The 21664-nt window shown below is 37.3% G+C and carries 20 protein-coding genes; 7 read left to right on the forward strand and 13 right to left on the reverse strand.

Annotated features, from left to right (window positions below):
* Nucleotides 1-8 precede the first annotated feature (8 nt).
* The 3 genes from DRF60_RS04345 to DRF60_RS04355 form a co-directional block, all read right to left on the reverse strand.
* Nucleotides 9-575, reverse strand: coding sequence for an NfeD family protein (locus tag DRF60_RS04345; protein WP_116010897.1), 567 nt, complete (start codon nt 573-575; stop codon nt 9-11).
* A gap of 197 nt (nt 576-772) precedes the next feature.
* Nucleotides 773-1021 carry a NifU family protein gene (locus DRF60_RS04350; RefSeq protein ID WP_051890476.1) on the reverse strand — a complete coding sequence of 83 codons (249 nt, stop codon included), beginning with the start codon at nt 1019-1021 and terminating at the stop codon, nt 773-775.
* Nucleotides 1022-1066: 45 nt separating this feature from the next.
* Complete coding sequence (locus tag DRF60_RS04355; protein ID WP_116010898.1) at nt 1067-2176, reverse strand: Mrp/NBP35 family ATP-binding protein; 1110 nt, start codon at nt 2174-2176, stop codon at nt 1067-1069.
* Between the two features lie 157 nt (nt 2177-2333).
* On the opposite strand from DRF60_RS04355, the gene DRF60_RS21510 reads away from it, so the two are divergent.
* The 3 genes from DRF60_RS21510 to DRF60_RS04365 all read left to right on the forward strand — a co-directional run bounded on the left by DRF60_RS21510 (nt 2334) and on the right by DRF60_RS04365 (nt 5805).
* Complete coding sequence (locus DRF60_RS21510; protein ID WP_238640014.1) at nt 2334-2612, forward strand: hypothetical protein; 279 nt, start codon at nt 2334-2336, stop codon at nt 2610-2612.
* Nucleotides 2609-2764, forward strand: a complete 156-nt coding sequence (locus tag DRF60_RS21515) for a hypothetical protein (protein ID WP_238640016.1) — start codon at nt 2609-2611, stop codon at nt 2762-2764. The genes DRF60_RS21510 and DRF60_RS21515 overlap by 4 nt, the downstream gene beginning before the upstream one ends.
* Nucleotides 2765-3003: 239 nt before the next feature.
* Nucleotides 3004-5805: a GH92 family glycosyl hydrolase gene (locus DRF60_RS04365; protein ID WP_116010899.1), complete on the forward strand. Its 2802-nt coding sequence runs from the start codon at nt 3004-3006 to the stop codon at nt 5803-5805.
* Nucleotides 5806-6150: 345 nt separating this feature from the next.
* On the opposite strand, the gene DRF60_RS04370 is transcribed toward DRF60_RS04365, so the two are convergent.
* Both DRF60_RS04370 and DRF60_RS04375 read right to left on the reverse strand, forming a co-directional pair.
* Entirely contained in the window at nt 6151-6873 is a 723-nt protein-coding gene (locus DRF60_RS04370) for a phytanoyl-CoA dioxygenase family protein (protein ID WP_116010900.1), read from the reverse strand.
* A gap of 6 nt (nt 6874-6879) precedes the next feature.
* Nucleotides 6880-8130 carry a dicarboxylate/amino acid:cation symporter gene (locus DRF60_RS04375; RefSeq protein ID WP_116010901.1) on the reverse strand — a complete coding sequence of 417 codons (1251 nt, stop codon included), beginning with the start codon at nt 8128-8130 and terminating at the stop codon, nt 6880-6882.
* Nucleotides 8131-8352: 222 nt separating this feature from the next.
* Here DRF60_RS04375 and DRF60_RS04380 point away from each other — a divergent pair, with 222 nt between their 5' ends.
* The 3 genes from DRF60_RS04380 (at nt 8353) to DRF60_RS04390 (ending at nt 11515) form a co-directional block, all read left to right on the forward strand.
* Nucleotides 8353-8832: a BON domain-containing protein gene (locus DRF60_RS04380; RefSeq protein WP_116010902.1), complete on the forward strand. Its 480-nt coding sequence runs from the start codon at nt 8353-8355 to the stop codon at nt 8830-8832.
* Between the two features lie 7 nt (nt 8833-8839).
* Entirely contained in the window at nt 8840-9259 is a 420-nt protein-coding gene (locus DRF60_RS04385; protein WP_116010903.1) for an SH3 domain-containing protein, read from the forward strand.
* Between the two features lie 396 nt (nt 9260-9655).
* A complete protein-coding gene (locus DRF60_RS04390; RefSeq protein ID WP_116010904.1) occupies nt 9656-11515 on the forward strand; it encodes a CocE/NonD family hydrolase in 1860 nt (619 codons plus the stop codon).
* A gap of 116 nt (nt 11516-11631) precedes the next feature.
* Here DRF60_RS04390 and DRF60_RS04395 read toward each other — a convergent pair whose 3' ends face one another.
* From DRF60_RS04395 to speB, 3 genes are all read right to left on the reverse strand, one after another.
* Nucleotides 11632-12243 (reverse strand): alpha-ketoglutarate-dependent dioxygenase AlkB family protein, encoded by a 612-nt coding sequence (locus DRF60_RS04395; protein ID WP_116010905.1) that lies wholly within the window; start codon nt 12241-12243, stop codon nt 11632-11634.
* A gap of 284 nt (nt 12244-12527) precedes the next feature.
* Nucleotides 12528-13376, reverse strand: coding sequence for a bifunctional helix-turn-helix domain-containing protein/methylated-DNA--[protein]-cysteine S-methyltransferase (locus tag DRF60_RS04400; protein WP_116010906.1), 849 nt, complete (start codon nt 13374-13376; stop codon nt 12528-12530).
* A gap of 69 nt (nt 13377-13445) precedes the next feature.
* Nucleotides 13446-14303, reverse strand: a complete 858-nt coding sequence (gene speB, locus DRF60_RS04405) for an agmatinase (protein WP_116010907.1) — start codon at nt 14301-14303, stop codon at nt 13446-13448.
* A gap of 160 nt (nt 14304-14463) precedes the next feature.
* On the opposite strand from speB, the gene DRF60_RS04410 reads away from it, so the two are divergent.
* On the forward strand, nt 14464-15123 hold the full coding sequence (locus DRF60_RS04410; RefSeq protein WP_116010908.1) for an HAD family hydrolase: 660 nt from the start codon (nt 14464-14466) through the stop codon (nt 15121-15123).
* 192 nt (nt 15124-15315) lie between these two features.
* Here the strand turns inward: DRF60_RS04410 and DRF60_RS04415 are convergent, their stop codons facing one another.
* From DRF60_RS04415 to DRF60_RS04435, 5 genes are all read right to left on the reverse strand, one after another.
* Nucleotides 15316-16707: a type III PLP-dependent enzyme domain-containing protein gene (locus DRF60_RS04415; protein WP_111956668.1), complete on the reverse strand. Its 1392-nt coding sequence runs from the start codon at nt 16705-16707 to the stop codon at nt 15316-15318.
* A gap of 110 nt (nt 16708-16817) precedes the next feature.
* Entirely contained in the window at nt 16818-17693 is an 876-nt protein-coding gene (locus DRF60_RS04420; protein WP_116010909.1) for a tyrosine-protein phosphatase, read from the reverse strand.
* Complete coding sequence (locus DRF60_RS04425; protein ID WP_116010910.1) at nt 17690-18337, reverse strand: thiamine diphosphokinase; 648 nt, start codon at nt 18335-18337, stop codon at nt 17690-17692. The genes DRF60_RS04420 and DRF60_RS04425 overlap by 4 nt, the downstream gene beginning before the upstream one ends.
* Nucleotides 18327-18896: a cob(I)yrinic acid a,c-diamide adenosyltransferase gene (locus tag DRF60_RS04430; protein WP_116010911.1), complete on the reverse strand. Its 570-nt coding sequence runs from the start codon at nt 18894-18896 to the stop codon at nt 18327-18329. Before DRF60_RS04430 ends, DRF60_RS04425 begins: the two co-directional genes overlap by 11 nt.
* A 192-nt stretch (nt 18897-19088) precedes the next feature.
* Nucleotides 19089-21509 carry a TonB-dependent receptor plug domain-containing protein gene (locus DRF60_RS04435; RefSeq protein WP_116010912.1) on the reverse strand — a complete coding sequence of 807 codons (2421 nt, stop codon included), beginning with the start codon at nt 21507-21509 and terminating at the stop codon, nt 19089-19091.
* Between the last annotated feature and the right edge of the window lie 155 nt (nt 21510-21664).

Below are 21664 nucleotides of genomic sequence, written 5' to 3' on the forward strand. Positions count from 1 at the left end.
ATAATGAATTAAATTTTTGAAACGACAAGGATCTTGTCATAGATGTATGTGACTCTCACAGAATCACCGGACAGAATATTTTCTTTTTCTTCCGTCATCGCAGGAAGCTCGTGGCTGGTCCCGTTTACAGATATGGTGATCTTGCCTTTGCCGCTCATATCTGCCGGAATGGTAAGATAAACTTCTCCTGCCCTTCCAATCAGGTTTTCCATCTTAAACGTATTGTCTTCTGTAAGCTTAAGGATCTGCATGATAAGAATAAAAAACAGAAATATAAATCCTGCTCCTACCAGTACTGCAACAAAGATCAACAGCGACTTACTGCTTATTGAGCCGTAGAACGCTACACCACTCCATCCGAACCCCAAAAGAAAATTGATGAGGTTTCTGAAGGAAAATAACTGAAAAGGACTATCAGCATGGCTGTCTTCGCTGAAATCAGCGTGAATTGTATCTCCATAGCTGCCTCCGGCAAAAGTAAGAACCGTTTGAATTAAAAAGATGAAGCTGGCTGCTATGGCTGTATACCAAAACCCCTGATGCAGCGGTTCTAAGTTTTGCAGAAATTCAAACATAAGATGCGTTTTTAACAAATATAGTTAAAAAAATCATAAAGCCAATAAAAATCAGTATAAAACGTATCCTTAAAGTATTAAATAATAGGGTTTAAAAATATTTTTCAATACAACTTTCACAAGAATATGTTCAATAAAATCAGAACAAAAAAAGACAGGCTGAAAAACCTGTCCTTAAAAAATATTTCGTGTAATTTTTACTCTACATTGATTACTTTTTGAATCTCCGGGGCATGTTGCTTGATGGTATTTTCTACACCCAGTTTCAGGGTAGAAAAATTCAGCGAACACCCGGAACAGTTACCCAAAAGTTTTACAAAAACCTGGTTATCCTTCACGTCAATAAGCTCGATATCACCTCCATCCTTATTCAGGAACGGCCTGATGCTTTCCAGAGCTTCCATTACTCTCGTTACTGTATCTTCGTGTGTTATATTTGTTTCCATATTTCTTTAGTTCAATTCGGCTTTTTCAAACTTAATTGAAAATCATTATTTTTTAGCTTTAGGCGAGCATCCTGCCATAGTGGTAATCTTTACAGCTTCTGTAGGCGGAAGGTTTTTATTTCTTTCTACAAGACTTTCTACCATATTTCTTGCCGTTTCTGTATAGATCTCTGCAATTTTAGACCCTTCCTGAAGCGCAGCCGGTCTTCCGACATCCCCCGCTTCTCTGATACTCTGGATCAATGGAATCTCTCCCAATACCGGAATCCCCAGATCTCCAGCAAGATACTGAGCTCCCTGTTGTCCAAAGATGTAGTACTTGTTATCAGGAAGTTCTGCCGGCGTAAAATACGCCATATTTTCGATTAATCCAAGAACGGGAATGTTAATACTTTCCATCTGGAACATCGCAATCCCTTTTCTTACATCTGCCAATGCTACATGCTGAGGTGTGCTCACAATCACAGCACCCGTTACAGGTACTTCCTGAATGATGGATAAGTGAATATCTCCTGTTCCCGGAGGAAGGTCAATCAATAAAAAGTCAAGTTCACCCCATGCTGCATCTCTGATCATCTGGTTCAAAGCTTTGGAAGCCATAGGACCTCTCCAGACTACAGCCTGATTGGCTCCTGAGAAATATCCTATAGACAGCATTTTCACCCCGTAATTTTCTACAGGCTTCATCATACTTTTTCCATTAACTTCTACAGAGATTGGCTTTTCACCTTCCGTATCGAACATGGTAGGAACAGACGGTCCATAGATATCGGCATCCAGTAATCCTACTTTGAAACCCATTTTAGCTAAAGTAACTGCCATATTTGCAGCAACTGTAGATTTTCCTACACCTCCTTTTCCAGAAGCAATAGCTATAATATTCTGAATTCCTGCAATCTGCTTACCTTTAATCTGGCTCTGCTGAATCTCGCTGGGCTCCGGAGAAACAATTTTTAATTTCAGATTAATATCTTCTCCAAACTCACTGGCAAAAGCCTGCTTCATGGCTGCTTCCAGCTTTTTCTTTTCGTGCATTGCCGGTGAATGGGCTGTCATGTCAATATAAACATCATTGCCCATGATTTGAAAGTTACTCACCAAATCGTCTACTTCTATCTCTTTAAGGAAATCTTGAACCTTTTCTTTCGTCAACATACTAAATATAAATTGTTCACAAATTTACGGTTTTTTTCGACAATTTAGAATCAATAAAATCTATAACCCAATGTGATAAATAAGATTATAAAAATTCTACCGTCATATTTATCATCATCATTCTTACAATACAATTTTATCACCACACAAATAGCCTATGAATACTAATAACTATTCTTTTAAATACACATCTTCCAAAGGTATTTTTGTGCTAGGAAAGACAAGATTCAAATGGTATGACCTTGCCGAAGATCCATCTGCAGTTTCTGCTCAGGATATTATCAATGCAAAAACCTGCATCGAAAATGCTGATGAAAATTTCCAGAATAAAGATGACCTGGGTTTTGTCATTATGCACAGATGTGGTGAGCATTGCCTGTTATTGGTCTGCACATGGAGGAGCGAAAACGAACTATGGGAAAGCGTTTTATTATGATGGTTCAGGAAAATTTGAAGTTTGGAACAGGAACAGAATTCATCTTCCTACTTACTGTGTCTGGGAAATGGACATTGTATATCATGAGTCCAAAGCCTGAAAAAAATTCCTGGGGACAGACCGAACGGAAGTTGATCAGCAGAATTATTTAGATGATCTTTTTGCAGGAGAAGTTTAGGTCTTAAGATTAAAAGGTTTAAGCAATCCATATAAATTCAATAGGAATGGGCTTTAGCCCATTAACCAATATATTATTACCATTCATCCGGCTTTAGCCAAAACTTAATCCTGCGAAATATGCACAGGTTTTATTCCTGCTTCTCACAATTCCGGTCTTCTTTTATTACATTCCGGTCTAATGTTTTTATATTCGTTGATATAAAATTAAGATATGAAAAAAAGCCTGGCAGTTTTCTCACTATGTATTGCCCAGATTATTTATTCTCAGAATTATTCTCAGTATGTAAATCCTTTTATAGGAACCGGAGGTCATGGCCACACCTTTCCCGGAGCTATTGTTCCGTTCGGAATGGTTCAGCTTTCTCCCGATACAAGGATAGACGGGAGCTGGGACGGATGCAGCGGCTATCATTATTCGGATTCTGTGATCTATGGTTTTTCTCATACACATCTCAACGGAACAGGGGTTTCGGATTACGGGGATATCATGCTAATGCCAACAATGGGAAATGCGAGCCTGAATTACAAAGATTATTCTTCTAGATTTTCACATAAAAATGAAAAGGCTTCTGCTGGATTTTATTCCGTCAAATTAGATAAAAACAATATTGATGTTCGCCTGACGACCACCAAAAGGGTTGGTTATCATGAATATATCTTTAATAATTCCGGTAAGGCAAATATTATTCTGGACCTCAACCACAGGGATAAGCTGCTGGAAGGTGAAGTAAAAGTTATTGATGACAAAACCATTGAAGTTTTCAGAAGAAGTGAAGCCTGGGCAGCCAATCAGTACATCTACGCGAGAATTGAATTTTCAAAACCCATGAAAATCTCCAAAAAAGAGGTTAACGGAAAGCAGGAAGATAAACTGTTTACCGGAACAAAACTGGCTCTGGCATTCTCAGCAGATGTTAAAAAAGGAGAAAAGATCAGTGTAAAAGTTGCTATTTCTCCGACAGGTTATGAAGGAACGGAAAAAAATATGCTGGCAGAAGGAAAATCCAATGATTTTGAAACCGTAAGAAAGCAGGCCGAAACCAATTGGAACACGGAACTGTCAAAAATTGAAGTAAAATCTGATGATAAGGATAAACTTTCTGTCTTTTATACAGCTCTTTACCATGTTTTTACCCAGCCCAATATCAATATGGATGTAGACGGAAGATACAGAGGCAGAGACAATAAGCTTTATATGACAACGGGCTTTGATTATTATTCTGTATTCTCTCTTTGGGATACTTTCAGGGCTGCCCATCCGCTGATGACCCTTATCGACAGAAAAAGAACGGCAGACTTTATCAATACTTTTATCAAACAGTATGAACAGGGCGGAAAGCTTCCGGTTTGGGAACTGGCTTCCAATGAAACGGAATGCATGATTGGCTATCATTCTGTTTCTGTAATTGCAGATGCTATGGCTAAAGGCATCCAGAGTTTTGATTATGAAAAAGCATTTGAAGCGTCTAAAAATTCTGCCATGCTGGATATTTTCGGCCTGAATGCATATAAACAGAACAACTACATCAGTATGGATGACGAGCATGAAAGCGTTTCAAAAACGGTGGAATACGCCTACGACGACTGGTGTATTGCTCAGATGGCTAAGATTTTAGGCAAGAAAGAAGATTATCAGTATTTCATGAAGCGTTCCCAGAGCTGGAAAAATCTTTACAATCCGAACAACGGCTTTATGCAGCCGAGGAAAAACGGAAACTGGTATGAGCCTTTTGATCCGGCGGAAGTCAACAATAATTATACGGAGGGAAATTCATGGCACTATTCCTATTCGGTACAGCAGGATATTCCGGGACTGATTGCAGCTCACGGTGGGGAAGAAAAATTTGAACAGTTCATTGATGCTATTTTCGCTGCACCGGAAAAAACAACGGGAAGAGAGCAGGCAGACATCACAGGATTGATGGGTCAGTATGCTCAGGGAAATGAACCGAGCCACCATATTGCCTATTTATACAACTACGTAGGAAAACCGGAAAAAACAGATGCCAAGATCAAATATATCCTTGATCATTTTTATAAAAATACGCCGGACGGGCTTATCGGAAATGAAGACTGTGGCCAGATGAGCGCCTGGTATATCTTAAGTTCAATGGGAATTTATTCTGTAACACCGGGATTGCCCGAATGGCAGACAACTACACCTTATTTTGATGAGGTTAAAATTCATCTGGAAGACGGCAGTACAAAAGTGATCAGCAAGAATACCAGCAGATCCGAACTTCAAAAATTAGGTTTTGAAAACAGCAAACCAATAAAGGATTTTAAATATACCCGGCTGACTCCGGCACCGGTTATTGCCTCCGACAGGATCTTCGATTTTTCCGCAAAAGTACAGATCACTCCACTGAATCCTGCTGATAAAGTATATTATATAACCTTAAGTGAAAGTGATGCTAACGTAAGGAAGACTTTCACAGCTTATAAAGGACCTTTCACCATCAGCAAAACCACTCAGATTCTTGCCTATTCGGAAAGAAATGGAGAAAAAAGCTCTGTTACGGTAGCCAATTTCAACAGAAGACCTAATTATTGGGATATTACCGTTAATTCAAAAGTTAACCCACAATATACCGCCAATGGAAAACTGGCTCTGATCGACGGCATCAAGGGTGATGTAAACTGGAGAAAGGGTGAATGGCACGGCTATCAGGGACATGATTTTGAAGCAGTGATTGATTTTAAATCTCCAAAACAGATTACTAAATTATCATCCACTTATCTTCAGGACAGCAGGGCCTGGATCCTGATGCCTAAAAAAGTGGAATATTATGCTTCCATGAACGGGAAAGACTTTGTTCTTCTTGAAACTTTAGATAATACCATAGATCCTAAAGATGAAAAAGTGCAGATCAGGGATTTCGGAACAGAAATTCTTCCTACGGAAGCCCGATACATCAAAGTAAAAGCGCATTACTTCGGAAAACTTCCGGAATGGCATCAGGGGGCCGGCGGTGAGGCTTATATTTTTATTGATGAGATTTCCGTGAAATAATGGTAAGAAACTGGAAGACAAAAATTTAAGATGACTGAATTTCAATTTTATTAAGTTCTATCTTCCTAAACAAAAAATAATGCACTTCAAATATGAAGTGCATTATTTTTTATGATAAATCTATACGTCTCTCTTTAAATTATACAAATCCAGAACACCGGGTGCGATTTTCAAATCGGAACTGAATATAATTCCTTTTATAAAATGCTTTTTAGTGAATGTCATTAGTATGTACAAAATCTCCTTCTAAGGATAACACTTTAATGGCTACTTTCTCTATCTCATCATATTTTTTGAGTGAATGACCGGAAATTAGTTTCATCAGCTCCCATTTTAATACTGGAATTAATTCATTCTTTCGGACCATTTTAAATTCTCTGGCAGCTCCATATCAGAAAACTCTATATGAATCACTCTTCTTCTCCTGCCATCGGTAGTTCTGTTGGACCCGTGAAGCGTCAAAGGTTTCATGAGCATGATACCGCCCTTCTGTACATCACAAAATTTTTCCGTTTCCTTGCTCCAGTCTATCGTGTCCGGTCTGTAAATTCCTTGGGTGTGAGATCCCGGAATAACTTTCAATGCTCCGTTATATTCATCCGTATCATCCAGATGGATCCTGATGGTACATATGTTCTCAAGAAATGGCAAAGGCGGTTGCACAGCAAACTGATTATTTTTGGTTGTCCACGGCCCAAAACCTTGTATTTCCAGTTTTTTATCCACTGAAATCGTCAGATCCTGATGATAGGCCACATACCAGTTTGAAGTTTCCGGTTTGTCAAAATAAATACTTTTTACGGCAAAATATTTTTCCCCGAAGACTTCTCTTACAATGGCTTTAATAGTATCGTTAAATATCAGATCTTTAACTTCCGGAACTTCTTTCAGGAATTGTCGTACGGCAAAAAGGTCATCAGATTTTCTGAAATTCTCTCTTGAGTTATCAGCATTTCGAATGCTCTTTACGATCTTTTCAATCTCATCATCAGAAAAGACCGAATTGATTACGGTAAGGCCTTTTTCAAAGAAATATTGTTTATGATTCTCTATATATTGTTTTGTCATGTGCGATTAAACTTCCTGAGGTGTATTTTCCAGCTGTCCTTCCCATTTGGAAACAGCGGAAGTTGCTAATGCATTCCCCAATACATTCGTCATACTTCTTCCCATATCACAGAAATGGTCGATCGGCAGGATCAAAGCGATACCTTCAGGCGGAATTCCAAACATGGAACAGGTTGCCACGATAATCACCAAAGAAGCTCTTGGAACTCCGGCAATTCCTTTTGAGGTAAGCATTAAAACTAAAAGCATTGTGATCTGCTGTCCAATTTCCATTTCAATACCATAGATCTGGGCTATAAAGATGGAAGCAAACGTCATATACATCATACTTCCGTCTAGGTTAAATGAATATCCTAAAGGCAGGATGAAAGATACTACCCTGTTGTTACATCCGAATCTTTCAAGCTCTTCCACAAGCTTTGGAAATACAGCTTCTGAACTTGTTGTTGAAAAAGCAATCAGTAACGGGGCCTTTATTCTTTTAAGGAGTTCAAAAAGGCGATTTCCTAAGATCAGATAACCTACCAATAGAAGAACAAGCCAAAGTACACCCAATGCAAAGAAAAAATCTCTCAGGTAAATTGCATAGACTTTGAATATTTCGAAACCGTTCATAGCTACCACTGCAGCAATGGCTCCCAAAACCCCGAGTGGTGCAAACCACATGATATAGCCCACCATTTTAAGGATGGCATGGGCAATAATATCAAAAAGTTTAACCACCGGCTTTGAATATTCTTCTCCTAAATTAGCAAGGGCCAACCCAAACATAATGGAAAAAACAACAATCTGAAGTACCTCATTGGTAGCGAAAGCTTCAAATAAACTTTTAGGAATCATATGTTTTACAAAGTCTTCCAAAGAAAAACCTTTACTGCTTTTTAAAAGATCTTCTGCGGCAGATGCATCCTGAATAGGCAGTTTGGTTACATGTCCCGGCTCCAGCCAGTTTACCAACATCAATCCTATAAAAAGAGAAACCAAGGAAGCGCTGATAAACCACAGCATTGCTTTCGTCCCTACCCTTCCGATCATTTTGATATCGCTCATTTTAGCAATGCCAACGACAAGCGTGGTAAAAACAAGCGGTGCAATGATCATCTGTACAAGCCTGATAAAAACCGTTCCCAACAGTTTGATGTTTTTGGAAAATGGTTCCGCACTCTCAGGATACTGTAAGTGCACCAGTCCTCCGATTCCTACTCCAAGGATAAGCGCAACGATAATAGCAATAAAAAGTTTATTCTGTCCTTTCATATAAATAGTTCAATTCCCGCAAATATAATAGTTTTTCAATTGGTACAATATTTTGTCCGAATTTGGCTAAGTTTAGATTAAGTTTATAATACATTAAAATTAAAACGCTGATTTCGAAAATATTGTAAAAAAATTAAGAAACATTTATTGAGTTTTTATTATTTTGGTACAAATTTTATTATTACATTTGATTGTATTAACAACATTAATAAATATACAACTATGAAAAAAACTATCGCAATGGCTGCATTAGCTGTAGCAATATCTTTTGGAGCGGTGTCTTGCAAAAAGAAAATTTCAGATGCCGATCTTCAGACTCAGGCTACAACAATCGTTACTTCTAATCCCAATGCTTCTGTGGAAGTAAAAGAAGGAGTGGCTCATTTAAGCGGAACTTTCGAAGACCAGCAGTCTAAAGATGCTATGATTACACAGTTAAAAGCAATTACAGGAGTAAAAGAAGTAATGGACATGTCTACTATAGCTGCACCTGCACCAGTGGAAACAGCATCTGCTGTAGATCCTGCAGTTCAGAAAAAAGTTCAGGATGCTGTTAAAGATTTCCCTTCTGTAAAAGTAGAGGTTGTAAACGGGCAACTTACCCTTACAGGAAATGTTTCAGCCCTTCAGGCAAGAAAAATTAAAGAGTCTGTAGATGCTTTGAAAATCGGAAAGTATAACAATAACCTAGTGGTAAAATAATTTTAAGATGAGCACATTACAAGATAAATATTCAAGTGTAGTTTCAGCAGCACAGTCTGCAGGAATTTCTAACCTTCAGGTTCAGGAGCAGGATGGTATTCTTTATGTTTCAGGAAATGCTTCCAGTACAGCAGCAAAAGATGCAGTATGGAATGCTTTGGGAACTATTGATTCTACTTATTCGGCTTCAGATATCAATATTGATGTACAGGTAGCAGGATTAACTTCAGGAGCTTCTTTAACGGTAGCTACGGAAGATTCTAATCTGAACATCAGACAGGAGCCTTCTACTGAGGCTGCTGTAGTAGGAAAAGCTGCAAAAGGGTCATCGGTAACTTTGATTGAGCAGACTTCTGATGACTGGTGGAAAGTGAAAACTGATGACGGTCAGGAAGGCTATGCTTATTCAAGATATTTAAGAGCTTAATTTTTCTAATAGTTAATCTTCAATAAATATTTACAAAGCATCCCCGTTTGGGGGTGTTTTTTTATTTTCTTACCAGCTGGTTTTTCAACAGCAGACCGGTTTGGAATGATTTTGAATATGGTATTAATATTCTCTCTAAGTCAGTATGAAACTTTATAAATTTATTGGAGAAAGAAACACTGAAAAATCTGCCTAATCCGCTTAATCTGCGAGCGTAAAAACAATCTCTCGCAGGTTTAGTTGAAGGAGCAGATGTTTATGTTTTATATGATACCGAAGGACAGTAGAACTATTTTACATGCTTTATTTTTTTATTTTCCTCCTATTTTCGTTAAAGATTGAGGTATACAGCAGAACGGATGCTATTTATTTCTAAATTAGCGGTAAATTTTATTTATGAAGATCCATATTTCAATTGTATTTATTTTCTTTTTTATCCTTGGAATTGCACAGAGTACAGATCAGAAGGATACTTTCGTAAAAGATAATTTCACCAAAAAGGAATTCTATATCCCAATGCGTGACGGAGTAAAGCTTTTCACAGCGGTATATATTCCGAAAGATATTTCAAATAAGAACAAATACCCTTTCCTGATGCAGAGAACCTGCTACAGCATCGCTCCTTACGGTGAAAATGAATACAAAACCAAATTGGGACCTAACCAGTTCCTGATGAAGGATAAGTATATTTTTGTCTTCCAGGATGTCCGCGGAAGATACATGAGTGAAGGTACTTTTACCAATATGACCCCTCAGGTGGACCGCAAAACCAAAAAAGATGTAGACGAAAGCACGGATACTTATGATACCATAGAATGGCTTTTAAAGAATATTAAAGACAATAACGGCAAAGCCGGACAATACGGAACTTCATATCCGGGATTTTATACTGCGGCAGGAATATTGGCACAGCATCCGGCTTTAGCAGCTTCCTCTCCTCAAGCTCCTATTTCAGACTTCTGGAATGATGATTTTCTTCACAACGGCAGATTCATGCTGGGATATTTCAGAACCTTCCCTGTTTTCGGGATTCAGAAGGTAAAGCCTGAAAACAAAGCCTGGTATATGGATACTTTCGTAAAGCAAACTTCGGAAGACGGCCTTAAGTTCTACAGGGATATGGGAACTTTAAAGGATGGTTATGAAAAATATTATAAAAATAATTTCTTCATGACGGAGATCATGAATCATCCTAACTATGATGAATACTGGCAGAAAAGAAATCTTCTACCCCATTTAAAGAATGTAAACCATGCCGTAATGACTGTTGGAGGCTGGTTTGATGCAGAAGATCTTTCAGGACCGCTGAATATTTATAAAACCATAGAAAAGACAAGCCCGAAAGCTAAAAACACCATTGTGATGGGTCCTTTCTCTCACGGAGCATGGGCACAGGAGCAGGGAAAACATTTCCACAACCAAATCTATTTTGGAGATAGCATTGCTACATATTACCAAAAAAATGTTGAAACAAAATTCTTCAGTCACTATCTGAAAGGAAATGCAAAAGAAGATGCAGGTCTTCCTGAAGCTTTAATGTACGATACCGGAGCAAAAGTATGGAAAGAATTTACCTCTTATCCTCCGAAAAATGCCGAGAAAATCAGTTTTTATTTAACTGACGGAACATTGAAAAAAACAGCAGGACAAGGCTTTTCAGAATACTACAGCGACCCGAACAATCCGGTTTTAAGCTCTGACAATCTGAAAGACTTCAATGGCTTTACTCCTAAAAATTATATGTCCGAAGACCAAAGATTTGCCGTGGGAAGACCTGATGTACTCATATTCACCACCGATGTATTGACTGATGATATTACTTTTGCAGGAGAGATCATGGCTAAACTGAATATTGCTTCCACTTCTACAGATGCAGATTTTGCAGTAAAGCTGATTGATGTTTACCCTGAAGATTTTAAACCTGCTGAAAAGAAAGACGGTGTTATTTACGGAAATTATCATCAGATGGTAAGAAGTGAGATTATGCCTGCAAGATTCAGAAATACAAAAGAAAAAGGAGAAGCTTTAGTTCCTGACCAGAAAACGGCAGTGAATTTCAGACTTCAGGATGTTGTACATACTTTCAAAAAAGGACATAAAATTCAGATCCAGATCAGCAGTACCTGGTGGCCGCTTTTTGCGATAAATCCTCAGAAGTTTATGGAGAACCCAAATTTTGCTGCCAAAGAAGATTATACAAAAGCTTTTATAAAAGTGTACGGAGACAGCTCTATTGAAGCTGATGTATTGAAATAAATTGAAAAAGCTGTTCACATGAACAGCTTTTTTGTTTTTGGCTCTCACGGATTAAGCAGGTTTTGCAGATGATTGTATTGAAATCTGCGTGGTTTGCTCAATCTGTGAGCGTTTTTTTATTCTTCAATCGTTCTGAATGTCAGGTTTACCCTTGGAGCTTTTACTTTAGTTGTAGGAGGAAGCCTATGAAGCCAATGATCCTGGGTTGTTCCCTTCATAATCAGTAAACTTCCGTTTTCCAAGAAAATTTCCACTTTTTCTTTTGTCTCCTTATGCTTAAATAAAAACTTTCTTTCGGCTCCGAAAGTTAATGAAGCAATGGCACCGTGCTTTTTCAAGTCGGTTTCTCCATCGCTATGGTACGCCATACCTTCACTTCCATCGTGGTATAGATTAAGCAAGCAGGAATTATAGGTTTCTCCTGAAACTTCTTCACATTTCTGTTTTAATTTCAACAGTTCAGGAGTCCAGAATTTTGCTAATTTTGTCCGTTTTGAATAAGTATATTCAAAAGCTTTTTCTCCGAACCAGGCTACTTTTCTTTTTGTTAAAATTAATTTTCCAAAAATCATCGCCTCATCATTTTCCCAGGGGATCTGACTCAGCAGATATTCATAGAAAAAATCTGATTTTTCCTTACTAAAAACTTTTCCATAATAATGGACGGTTCCGTCATGCGGAAGAATATTCAAAGGATATTCTGATATTTCTTCAAACAGGCTGTTCATGATTTTGAGCTTGTAAAAACTATAATGTATAAATGACTTTTTATTAATCAACCACAAAAGTCGCAAAAGTTTTTAACACTTTAGTTTTTTAAATTATTATTAAAACATTGAATAAAGTGCACTTAAGTTTTTGAAAAAAACTAAGATTTTTATTCTGTAATAATATTTTAAATATATGATTTGCAGTATTTACATCAATAGGAACGGACTTTAGTCCGTTTTATACATAAAAATATCAATCTGGCTTTAGCCAAAACTTAAATCAGATTAAGGTAACATGGAATCTAATCTCCAGCGTAAACCTGCGAGCTTTCCCACCCCACGATCAGCTGCTTTCTTCCGCTACCCCATCGGTAACCTCCAATATTTCCGGTAGACTGAATCACACGGTGGCATGGAATAAGAAAAGCTACAGGGTTGCTGCCAATCGCTGTTCCAACAGCTCTTGAGGCATTCGGGTTTCCTATTTTTTCAGCAAGATTTCCATAGGTGGAAAGTTTTCCCATTGGAATAGAAAGCAGGCTTTCCCAGACTTTAAGCTGGAAATCGGTACCTTTTAAATGAAGTTTAATTGTGTTGAGTTTTGTCCAGTCTTTATCAAATATGGACAGGGCATTTTTTTGCAGGGCATCCTGTATTTCAAAAAAAGAAGCATTGGGAAATTTCAGTTTCAAATTTCCTAATGCAATCTCTTTATCTTCTTCAAAAGCCATGTAGCAGATCCCTTTTTCCGTAGATGCTGCCATTACATATCCAAAAGGACTTTTGGAAAAACTGTAATTGATGTTCAGGCTTTTTCCGCCGTTTTTATATTCCGCCGGAGACATTCCTTCTATGTTCACAAACAGGTCATGAAGCCTGCTTGTGCTGGAAAGTCCCGTCTCGTAAGCGGTATCAAATAAAGTCGCTTTCTCTTCTTTCAGCAAATTTTTAGCATGTTCAAGACTGATGAACTGTAAAAATTTCTTAGGACTTGTTCCTGCCCATTCTGTAAATATCTTCTGGAAATGAGCCGGACTCAAGTGAATATTCTCTGCCACTTCCTCCAAACTTGGCTGAAGCCTGAAATTGCTCTGGATATATTCTATCGCTTTGGCAATTCTGTTATAATCTATCTGACTTTGTGCGGACATACTATTTCTTTTTTACCTCACAAATTTCCAAAGAATATAGGACAGAAAAAATCTGATTCGTGCGGAATTTTAGTTGTTATTATAAATATGGTTGTAAGCGAGCATTTTGTAATATAGCTTAGCTGCAAGGAAAGCAGTTGGTTTAGCCATTGGAGAATCCATTAATTCTACAATATCGAACGCTACTACATTACATTTTTCAAATACTTTTTTCAATAATTCCAAAGTCGGGTACCACTGAAGTCCACCCGGTTCCGGAGTTCCTGTAGAAGGAGCAATTGACGGATCAAAAGCATCAAGGTCGATGGTGATATATACGTTTCCTGAAACTTTTTCTAAAACATCATTGATCCAGTTGTCATTGTTCGCAATCTCATGGGCAAAAAATACTCTTCCTTCCGGCAGATATTGAGCTTCTTCCACATCCATGGAACGGATTCCCACCTGAACTAAGTTATGCTTCTGATTCGCTTCAAAAACCGCACATGCGTGGTTAGAAGTAGAACCGTGAAATTCCGGACGTAAGTCTGTATGAGCATCCAGCTGAAGAACAGTAAGGTTTTCAAATTTTTCTCCTACCGCACGGATAGAACCTATAGAAACCGAGTGCTCACCCCCGAAAAGGGTAAATACTTTCCCTTCGTTATTCAAAAGCTCTTTTGTTTTTTGGTAAACGGCTTCCGTCATGGCTTCAGGACTTGAATTTTCAGAAATTTCCCCAGCCAGGTATACGCCGTCAAGATAAGGTTCAGTTCCTGTTTCAATGTCATAAAGCTCCATGTTTTCGGAAGCATCAAGGAATAATTCAGGGCCTTTGTCAGCTCCTTTTCCCCATGTTGAAGTCCCATCGTAAGGAACGGTTACCAGCATTACTTTAGAGTTTTCCAATGTTGCATTTTCTTCAGGAATTCCTGCGTATGTTCTCATGTTTTATTTAAAAATTTAAATGATTTAAAGATTAAATGATTTCACAAAGATACAAAATAGTCGTTGAGTTATAAATCAAGAGTGATAAGCTCCGAATTTTTTAATTCTAAAATCTTTTTAATGTTTAAATTTTAAAAGTTATTTTTGTAAAAAACAAAATATGTCCTTAAAAGCTGTTCTTTTCGATATGGACGGGGTTATTGTAGATACGGAACCACTGCACAGAAAAGCTTATTTTGCCACTTTCAACGAACTGGAAATTGCCGTTTCCGAAGATCTTTACACTTCTTTCACAGGAGCTTCCACAAAAAGGGTCTGTGAAACGCTGATCCAGAAATATGGTTTAAACCATACCCACGAAGCTATAGCTGTTATTAAAAGATCATATTTCAAAGATTATTTTGATAATGATGAAGAATTCGATCTGATTCCGGGAGTAAGGGAATTGATCCAACATTATCATGAAAACGACATTAAACTTATCCTCGCTTCTTCGGCTACAATGACGACCATCAATATGGTTTTTGAGAAATTCGGGCTTGAAGATTATTTCAGCGGGAAAATAAGCGGTGCCGCTCTAAAGGAATCCAAACCTCATCCTGAAGTATTTCTTCTCGCGGCACAAATGGCAGAAGAACCGGTAGAAAACTGCATGGTTATTGAAGACTCCACCAACGGGATCCTTGCCGCCAACAGGGCGAAAATTTTCTGTGCTGCCTACAGAAGCCCGCATTCAAAAAATCAGGATTATACTTTAGCGGATATCGTAGTTACAGATTATGAAGAACTGGAGCTGGATAAGCTTTCAAAATATTTTTAAAAGAAAAAGCTCTCAAATGTTGAGAACTTTATTTTTATTGCATTAGCAAAGTTTCTTAATGAAGTGAAACATCTTAATTATTCTTAAGCCTTAACAAAAATCTTAATGGTTAAAATTGAAACATTAAAAGCAATTTAAGTTGTTAAGATTATTAAGATGAGATTGCTTTATCACTCCCATTCCTCGTTATAACTAGTAACCCAGAATTTTCAGAATATCTTCAGGTTCCTGTTTTTCACGGAAAATTTCGTACTGAAGCTCTCCGTTTTCGTCTTTCTGGATCAGGACGTGTCTCGGCTGAGGCATCAGACAGTGGTGAACTCCACCATATCCTCCAATTGTTTCCTGATACGCTCCCGTATGGAAAAATCCGATATACAGAGGCTTTGTATCACTGAAAACCGGCAGATAGATTGCATTCGTATGCTGTTCAGAATTATAATAATCATCTGAATCGCAGGTTAGTCCTCCTAAGAATACTCTTTCGTAAGTATCTTCCCATCTGTTCAATGGAAGCATGATAAAGTGTCTTGAAATCGCCCATGTATCAGGAAGTGTGGTCATGAATGAAGAATCGATCATATTCCACTTCTCCCTGTCATTCTGACGCTTCTGAGAGATGATCTTGTAAAGGTTTGCACCGCTTTCCCCTACTGTAAAGCTTCCGAATTCCGTATAAATATTAGGTTCTTCTACTCCTTCTTCTTCACAGAACTTTTTGATCTGAGAAACGATTTCCTCTACCATATACTGATAATCGTACTCGAAGTTTAAAGATGTTTTGATCGGGAAACCGCCACCAATGTTCAGTGAATCCACCTCCGGAGCAATCTTCTTCAAACGTGCGTATACACGGAGACATTTATATAATTCGTTCCAGTAATAAGCTGTGTCTTTGATCCCTGTATTAATGAAGAAGTGAAGCATTTTCAGCCTTGCATTCGGATGCTCAGCGATTTTCTGGCTGTAATAAGGGATAATATCTCTATACCCGATTCCTAATCTTGAAGTATAGAATTCGAATTTTGGCTCTTCCTCTGAAGCAATTCTGATCCCAATATCGAAAGTGGTATCTATACTTTCGGTAAGCTTATCCAGCTCACGGTAGTTATCCAGGATCGGGGTAATATTTTCAAACCCGCTGTTGATCATTTCTGAAATTTTCACCAGATAATCATCGGTCTTGAATCCATTACAAATGACTTCAATATTTTTATCTACTTTTCCTTTCTCATAAAGAGATTTTACAATGTCCATATCATATGCTGAAGAAGTTTCGATAGAGATATCGTTCTTAAGAGCTTCTTCAAGCACAAAATTGAAATGACTGGATTTTGTACAGTAGCAGTAGGTATAATTCTTTTTATATTCGGCTTTCTCAAAAGCTTCCTTAAACCAGCTTTTCGCCTTCTGGATGTTTTGAGAAATTCTTGGCAGGTAGCTAATTTTTAGCGGGGTGCCAAATTTTTCAACGACTTCCATTAAAGGAACATCGTGAAATAACAAATTGTTCTCAGAAACATTAAATTCCTCTGTAGGAAAATACAATGTCTGATCAATAAGTTCCGAGTACTTTATTTTCATTTCTTGACAAGTGAATTACGAAATGCAAAATTGCTAAAAAAGTTTGATTTTTAAGCGTTAAATTTATTATAAATTTCAAATCAAGGTCAGGCAAAAACCTGAACGGATTATTAATTTGTAAACTTCTTAATATATTCTTCCCTCTTATCTGCCGAAATTCCCAACACCTGTTGAATATAAGCATCGGTGGAACCATATTTCTTATTGATTTCATCAAAAGCTGCATCGAGATAAGCGATTTCTACCCAGCTCAGTTTTTCAAGGACCTTCACGTCCATTTTAGGATACAGAAAATGCAGATTGTTTGCGAGATTTAGTCTTTTCAGGACTAATTTTTCCCTGTAATTATTGGATAAAAGATAATCATTGTAAATTGTTTGCTTATCAAACTTTAGAATAGTCAGAATTAAAGCCGTTGTGATTCCTGTTCTATCCTTTCCTGCGGTACAGTGATAGAGAACCGGCTGGTCGGATTCCAGGATTTCAGTGATAATTTTTTTGATCACTTCCGGGTTTTCCGTTACATATTCACGGTAGAAATCAATCATTCTTTTATCAGCATCGGAACCATTAACTTTTCCTTTTAAAACAAGCTTTCTGGCCTGAGTCAGCTGGTCTCCCTTATCTGCAAAGGCTGAATATTTTTTATAAATGATGCCATCGGGAAGCTGGTCCGGTTTATCAGAAATTTCTTTTGCATTTCTAAGATCAATGATTTCTTTTATTCCCAGGCTTTGAATTTCTTTGAATGATTTTTTCTTCAATTTATGAAGATGACCGCTTCTGTAGAATTTTCCTGTTTTTAAAGTTCTGCCTTCAGTATTTTTAATGGTCCCGACCGTCCTGAAATTGTATACTTTTTTAACTTCAACAGGATTGCCAGATTCATTTCTCCCATATTCAGGCTGGGTAAAATCCTGTGTTTTACAGGAGAAAACACAAAATGCCGCGATAAGCAGAATCGATATTTTTATGAATTGTTTCAATATATTCCGGGATATTCTATTTCATTAATTCCTACAAAAAACAACAGATCTCCGGACTGATATTGAATGGATACCTCATCTTCAACCGCAAAATTCCGGGTTCCTATTCTTGAAGTGATGTTTAAGTTTCCATTGGTCAACGGCCAATTCAATCCTGTTGTTGTTATATTTTCAACTGATGGAAACGGATACAGTGAAATCATTTTATTTTTAACATGTTTCAGCTTAAAGTTTTTCGGGACAAAATAATATTCAGAAAATTCGTCGTAGAATTTTATCCTCAACCGGTCTTTAAATGCATAAGCAACGGTAAGATTCCCTAAAAAATGATCCTGCTCGCCGCCGCTTCCTCCAAAAACATCTACAGAAAAGCATCCCCTCTCTAAAATAATTTCCAAAGCTTTATGAAAATCTGTTTTGTCCTGATCCAGAGTAAGAATAAATTTTTCCAGGTAAACATCTTCATCTGCTCCTGAATGGGAATCGAAATCACCGGAAATAAAGTCGAGTTTATCTAAGGAAAAACCTAACTGCTTCAAATAATGAAAAGCACCATCCGTACAGGCAATTAAGCCATACTGATCCGGATCCGGAAGGCTTTTGGGATGGTCTCCGTTGATGAAAAGTAGTGCTTTATCTTTCATTCGGATTCCAGTATTCTTCCGGTTCGTTATTGATTTTTGAAATGTATCTTGCCAAAACAAAAAGATAATCGGAGAGTCTGTTCAGGTACTTGATAAGCTCAGGGCGTACTTCTTCAGATTCATTCAGGAAAACCAGAGAACGTTCTGCTCTTCTGCAGATTGTTCTTGCGGCATGTAAAAATGTTGCAGATTTTCCACCACCGGGAAGAATAAAGTATTGAAGGGGCTCCAGCTTTTCTTCAAAAGCATCCATCCACTGCTCCAGCTCTTCAATTTCAGTATCTGAAATAATCAATGGCAGACGTGATTTGCCATTAGCCAGCATTAATTTATCAACCGGCGTTGCAGCTTCTGAGCCTACCGTAAACAGATCAAACTGAATTTTTTTGAGCTGCTTCAAAACCTCTTCATCTTCAATATGACTTTTAGAAATACCAATAAATGAATTCAGCTCATCGATATTTCCATAACTGTCTACTCTTGCACTGGCTTTGGAAACTCTTGTGCCACCGTATAATGCAGTCTGACCTTTATCTCCTGTCTTTGTATAAATTTTCATACTACTAAAGTACTTTTTTTTGTACAATGTAAAAAGTAAAATGTAGTAATAACGTCCTATTCTATCTGAAAAAATGAAACTGACATTAGAAATCAATGTCAGTTAATATTTGCGTAGATGGTTTTCATATCTTTTGGGATTACTTTCCCTGTATTAAGCATGACAAAGCAATGCTAATTTCTTTATTTTGGATTAAAAAGTGTAATTAACATTGAGCTGAAAAGTTGTTCCATTAAATCCAAACTGGTTTACCTCCCAGGGATATCTGAACCTTCCTCCAAGATCTGTTACTACATCTCCTTTGCTCTCTATGACATCCGGATAAATATTAAATAAATTATTTACGACTCCGGAAACTTTAAGGTCTTTCGTAATTTTATAGGTTAAAACTACGTCTGTAACTACCTTACCGGAAAACGTCTGATCTTTGGCAGGATCAGTGGCGTGCTGCCATGCAACAGAACCAAAGTAAGTATTATTAAGGTTAAAATTAAACTTTGTAATGTCATACGAAAGACTAACAATCGTTTTTGTTTTTGGCCTTGCAGAGGTAATTCTGGATTGTTCCTTTCTATCAAAAAAGTTTTCTGAATAACCATTTTGCGCCAAAATAGGCGGAACGGCAATATTATCTACTATTTTGGTTTCGTTATAATTGAAAGCAACAATAACGCCCAATCTTCCTTTGCCAATAGCGGAAGTATAATAATTAGCGACGAAATCTACTCCCTCAGTAACTGTATTTACAGCATTGGTGAAAAACTTCAGGGAAGTTATTTTATTATTATCTAATATTACTTCCACAGGGTTTGTTATATCCGGACTCCCCGGAGCACCGGTTTTGTAACCAATATCTCCTGAGAAAAGTACCCGGTCTTTAATTCTTATTCTATAATAATCTGCTGTAATCGTCAAGTTTTTAAAAGGTTTTATGGCAAATCCCCCAGTAATGTTAAAGGCTTTTTCAGCATTTAATTTTTGTACCCCAAGATCAGATCTTACAATTTGAGAGTCATTGTTAAAAGTACCCTGATTAGCCACAGTATTCCCTGTAATTTTTGTTTGAACATTGGAATAATATATCTGGTGTAATGAAGGTGCACGGAATCCTGTAGAAACAGATCCACGGAAAACTAATTTATCATCTAACACCTTATATCTTGCATTTCCTTTCCAGGAAACATTATTTCCAAAATCACTGAAATTTTCATATCTCACAGTTCCTCCAAGTAACAGGTTTTTCGTAACATCCCATTCAGCATTCATATAAGCTCCAATATTCTGACGATTTTTATTGACTTCATTTTGAGACTGCAGTCCTGGAAATGATTCTGCACCACTTCCTATATAAGATGCCTCTTCTCCTGCCTTCGCCTGATAGTTTTCATTGCGTACTTCAACACCAGCTCCTAAAACAAATGCACCAAAATTTCGGCTGATATCTATGTTTCCTATAATATTACTGAACTGATGCCCACCTGCCTTAAAGCTGGTTGGTGAATTTGCACCCAAAGACGTATTAATGGTATTTCCTACAACATAATCTACCGCATTAGAGCCAAAGGTTGCGCTCCCATCAAAATTCCATTTTCCAAACATGCCTTTCCACCCGGAGGTTAAATTATAATCATAAACATCTGTTTTAAATTCCGGCTGAAATCCATTATAAGGTTGCCCTTTTGGAGTTAATAAACCAAAATCTGAAGTTACCCAATAGGGTGTTCTATACAAGCCAAAACTAGTTCCATTCCTGTAAGTTGTACCACCAAAAGCATAAAACTTGCCTGTTTCACCTGTTGGCAATTCAAAATTGACAAACATATTGGCCACTTTTGTCTCCGGCTGCCCTATAATCATTCCTAAACCAGGATTAGCCTGCGTCCAGGCATTCTCCACACCAAAAAGTTCATCTTTTGTAACAGAACCTGCGCGGTTAGTTTTATTTTGGGATGAAAATCCTAAGGTAAGATTCAGGCTTCCGGTTTTTGCAACTCTGATTCCCGTATTAAAATCTGCTCCGATATTAAATCCGTCACCTTCTGAAGTAATACCTGAAAAAAGATTAACCGTGCTTTTTCCAACGCTGTTCTTAAGAATAATATTAATTACTCCTGCAATAGCATCGGAGCCATATTGTGCAGATGCACCATCTCTCAATACCTCTACGTTTTGTAAGGCTGCTGATGGAATACTTTTCAGATCTGTACCTACTTCACCTTTTCCCGGTGTATCATTTACATAAATTAGAGCACTTTGATTTTTTCTTTTATTATTGACTAAAACTAATGTTCTGGATGGACCCAGGCCTCTTAAATCCGCCGGATCAAAATGAGCGGTTGCATCAGAAACAGTCTGCTGTGATGAATTAAAAGATGGTACAGCATATGTCAAGGCTTTATCAAAAGTAACCTGACCTGTAGATTTTAGTTGTGCTGCCGAAATATTATCAATAGGAATTGCTGATGTAATGATGGTTCTGGGCTTAGTTCTACCTGTAGTAACCACAACTTCATCTATACTATTTTCTTTTACACCTTCCTGAGCATATACCATAGTACCCGCTCCGCTTAATACTAATGCACAGACTTTTTTATTAAATAATTTTCTTTTCATATATTGTTAATAATTTAATAAAACTAGTAAAAATATAAATATTAAACAAGAAAAATGAAAATATAATAAAAATCCTTTTCCCAACTTATGCAATACATATTATTTTATAAAAAAATAAGACTTGATTTACAAAACATTAAGTGGCTTATTAATCA

The organism is Chryseobacterium elymi, from assembly GCF_003385495.1.
Classification (GTDB): Bacteria; Bacteroidota; Bacteroidia; order Flavobacteriales; family Weeksellaceae; genus Chryseobacterium; species Chryseobacterium elymi.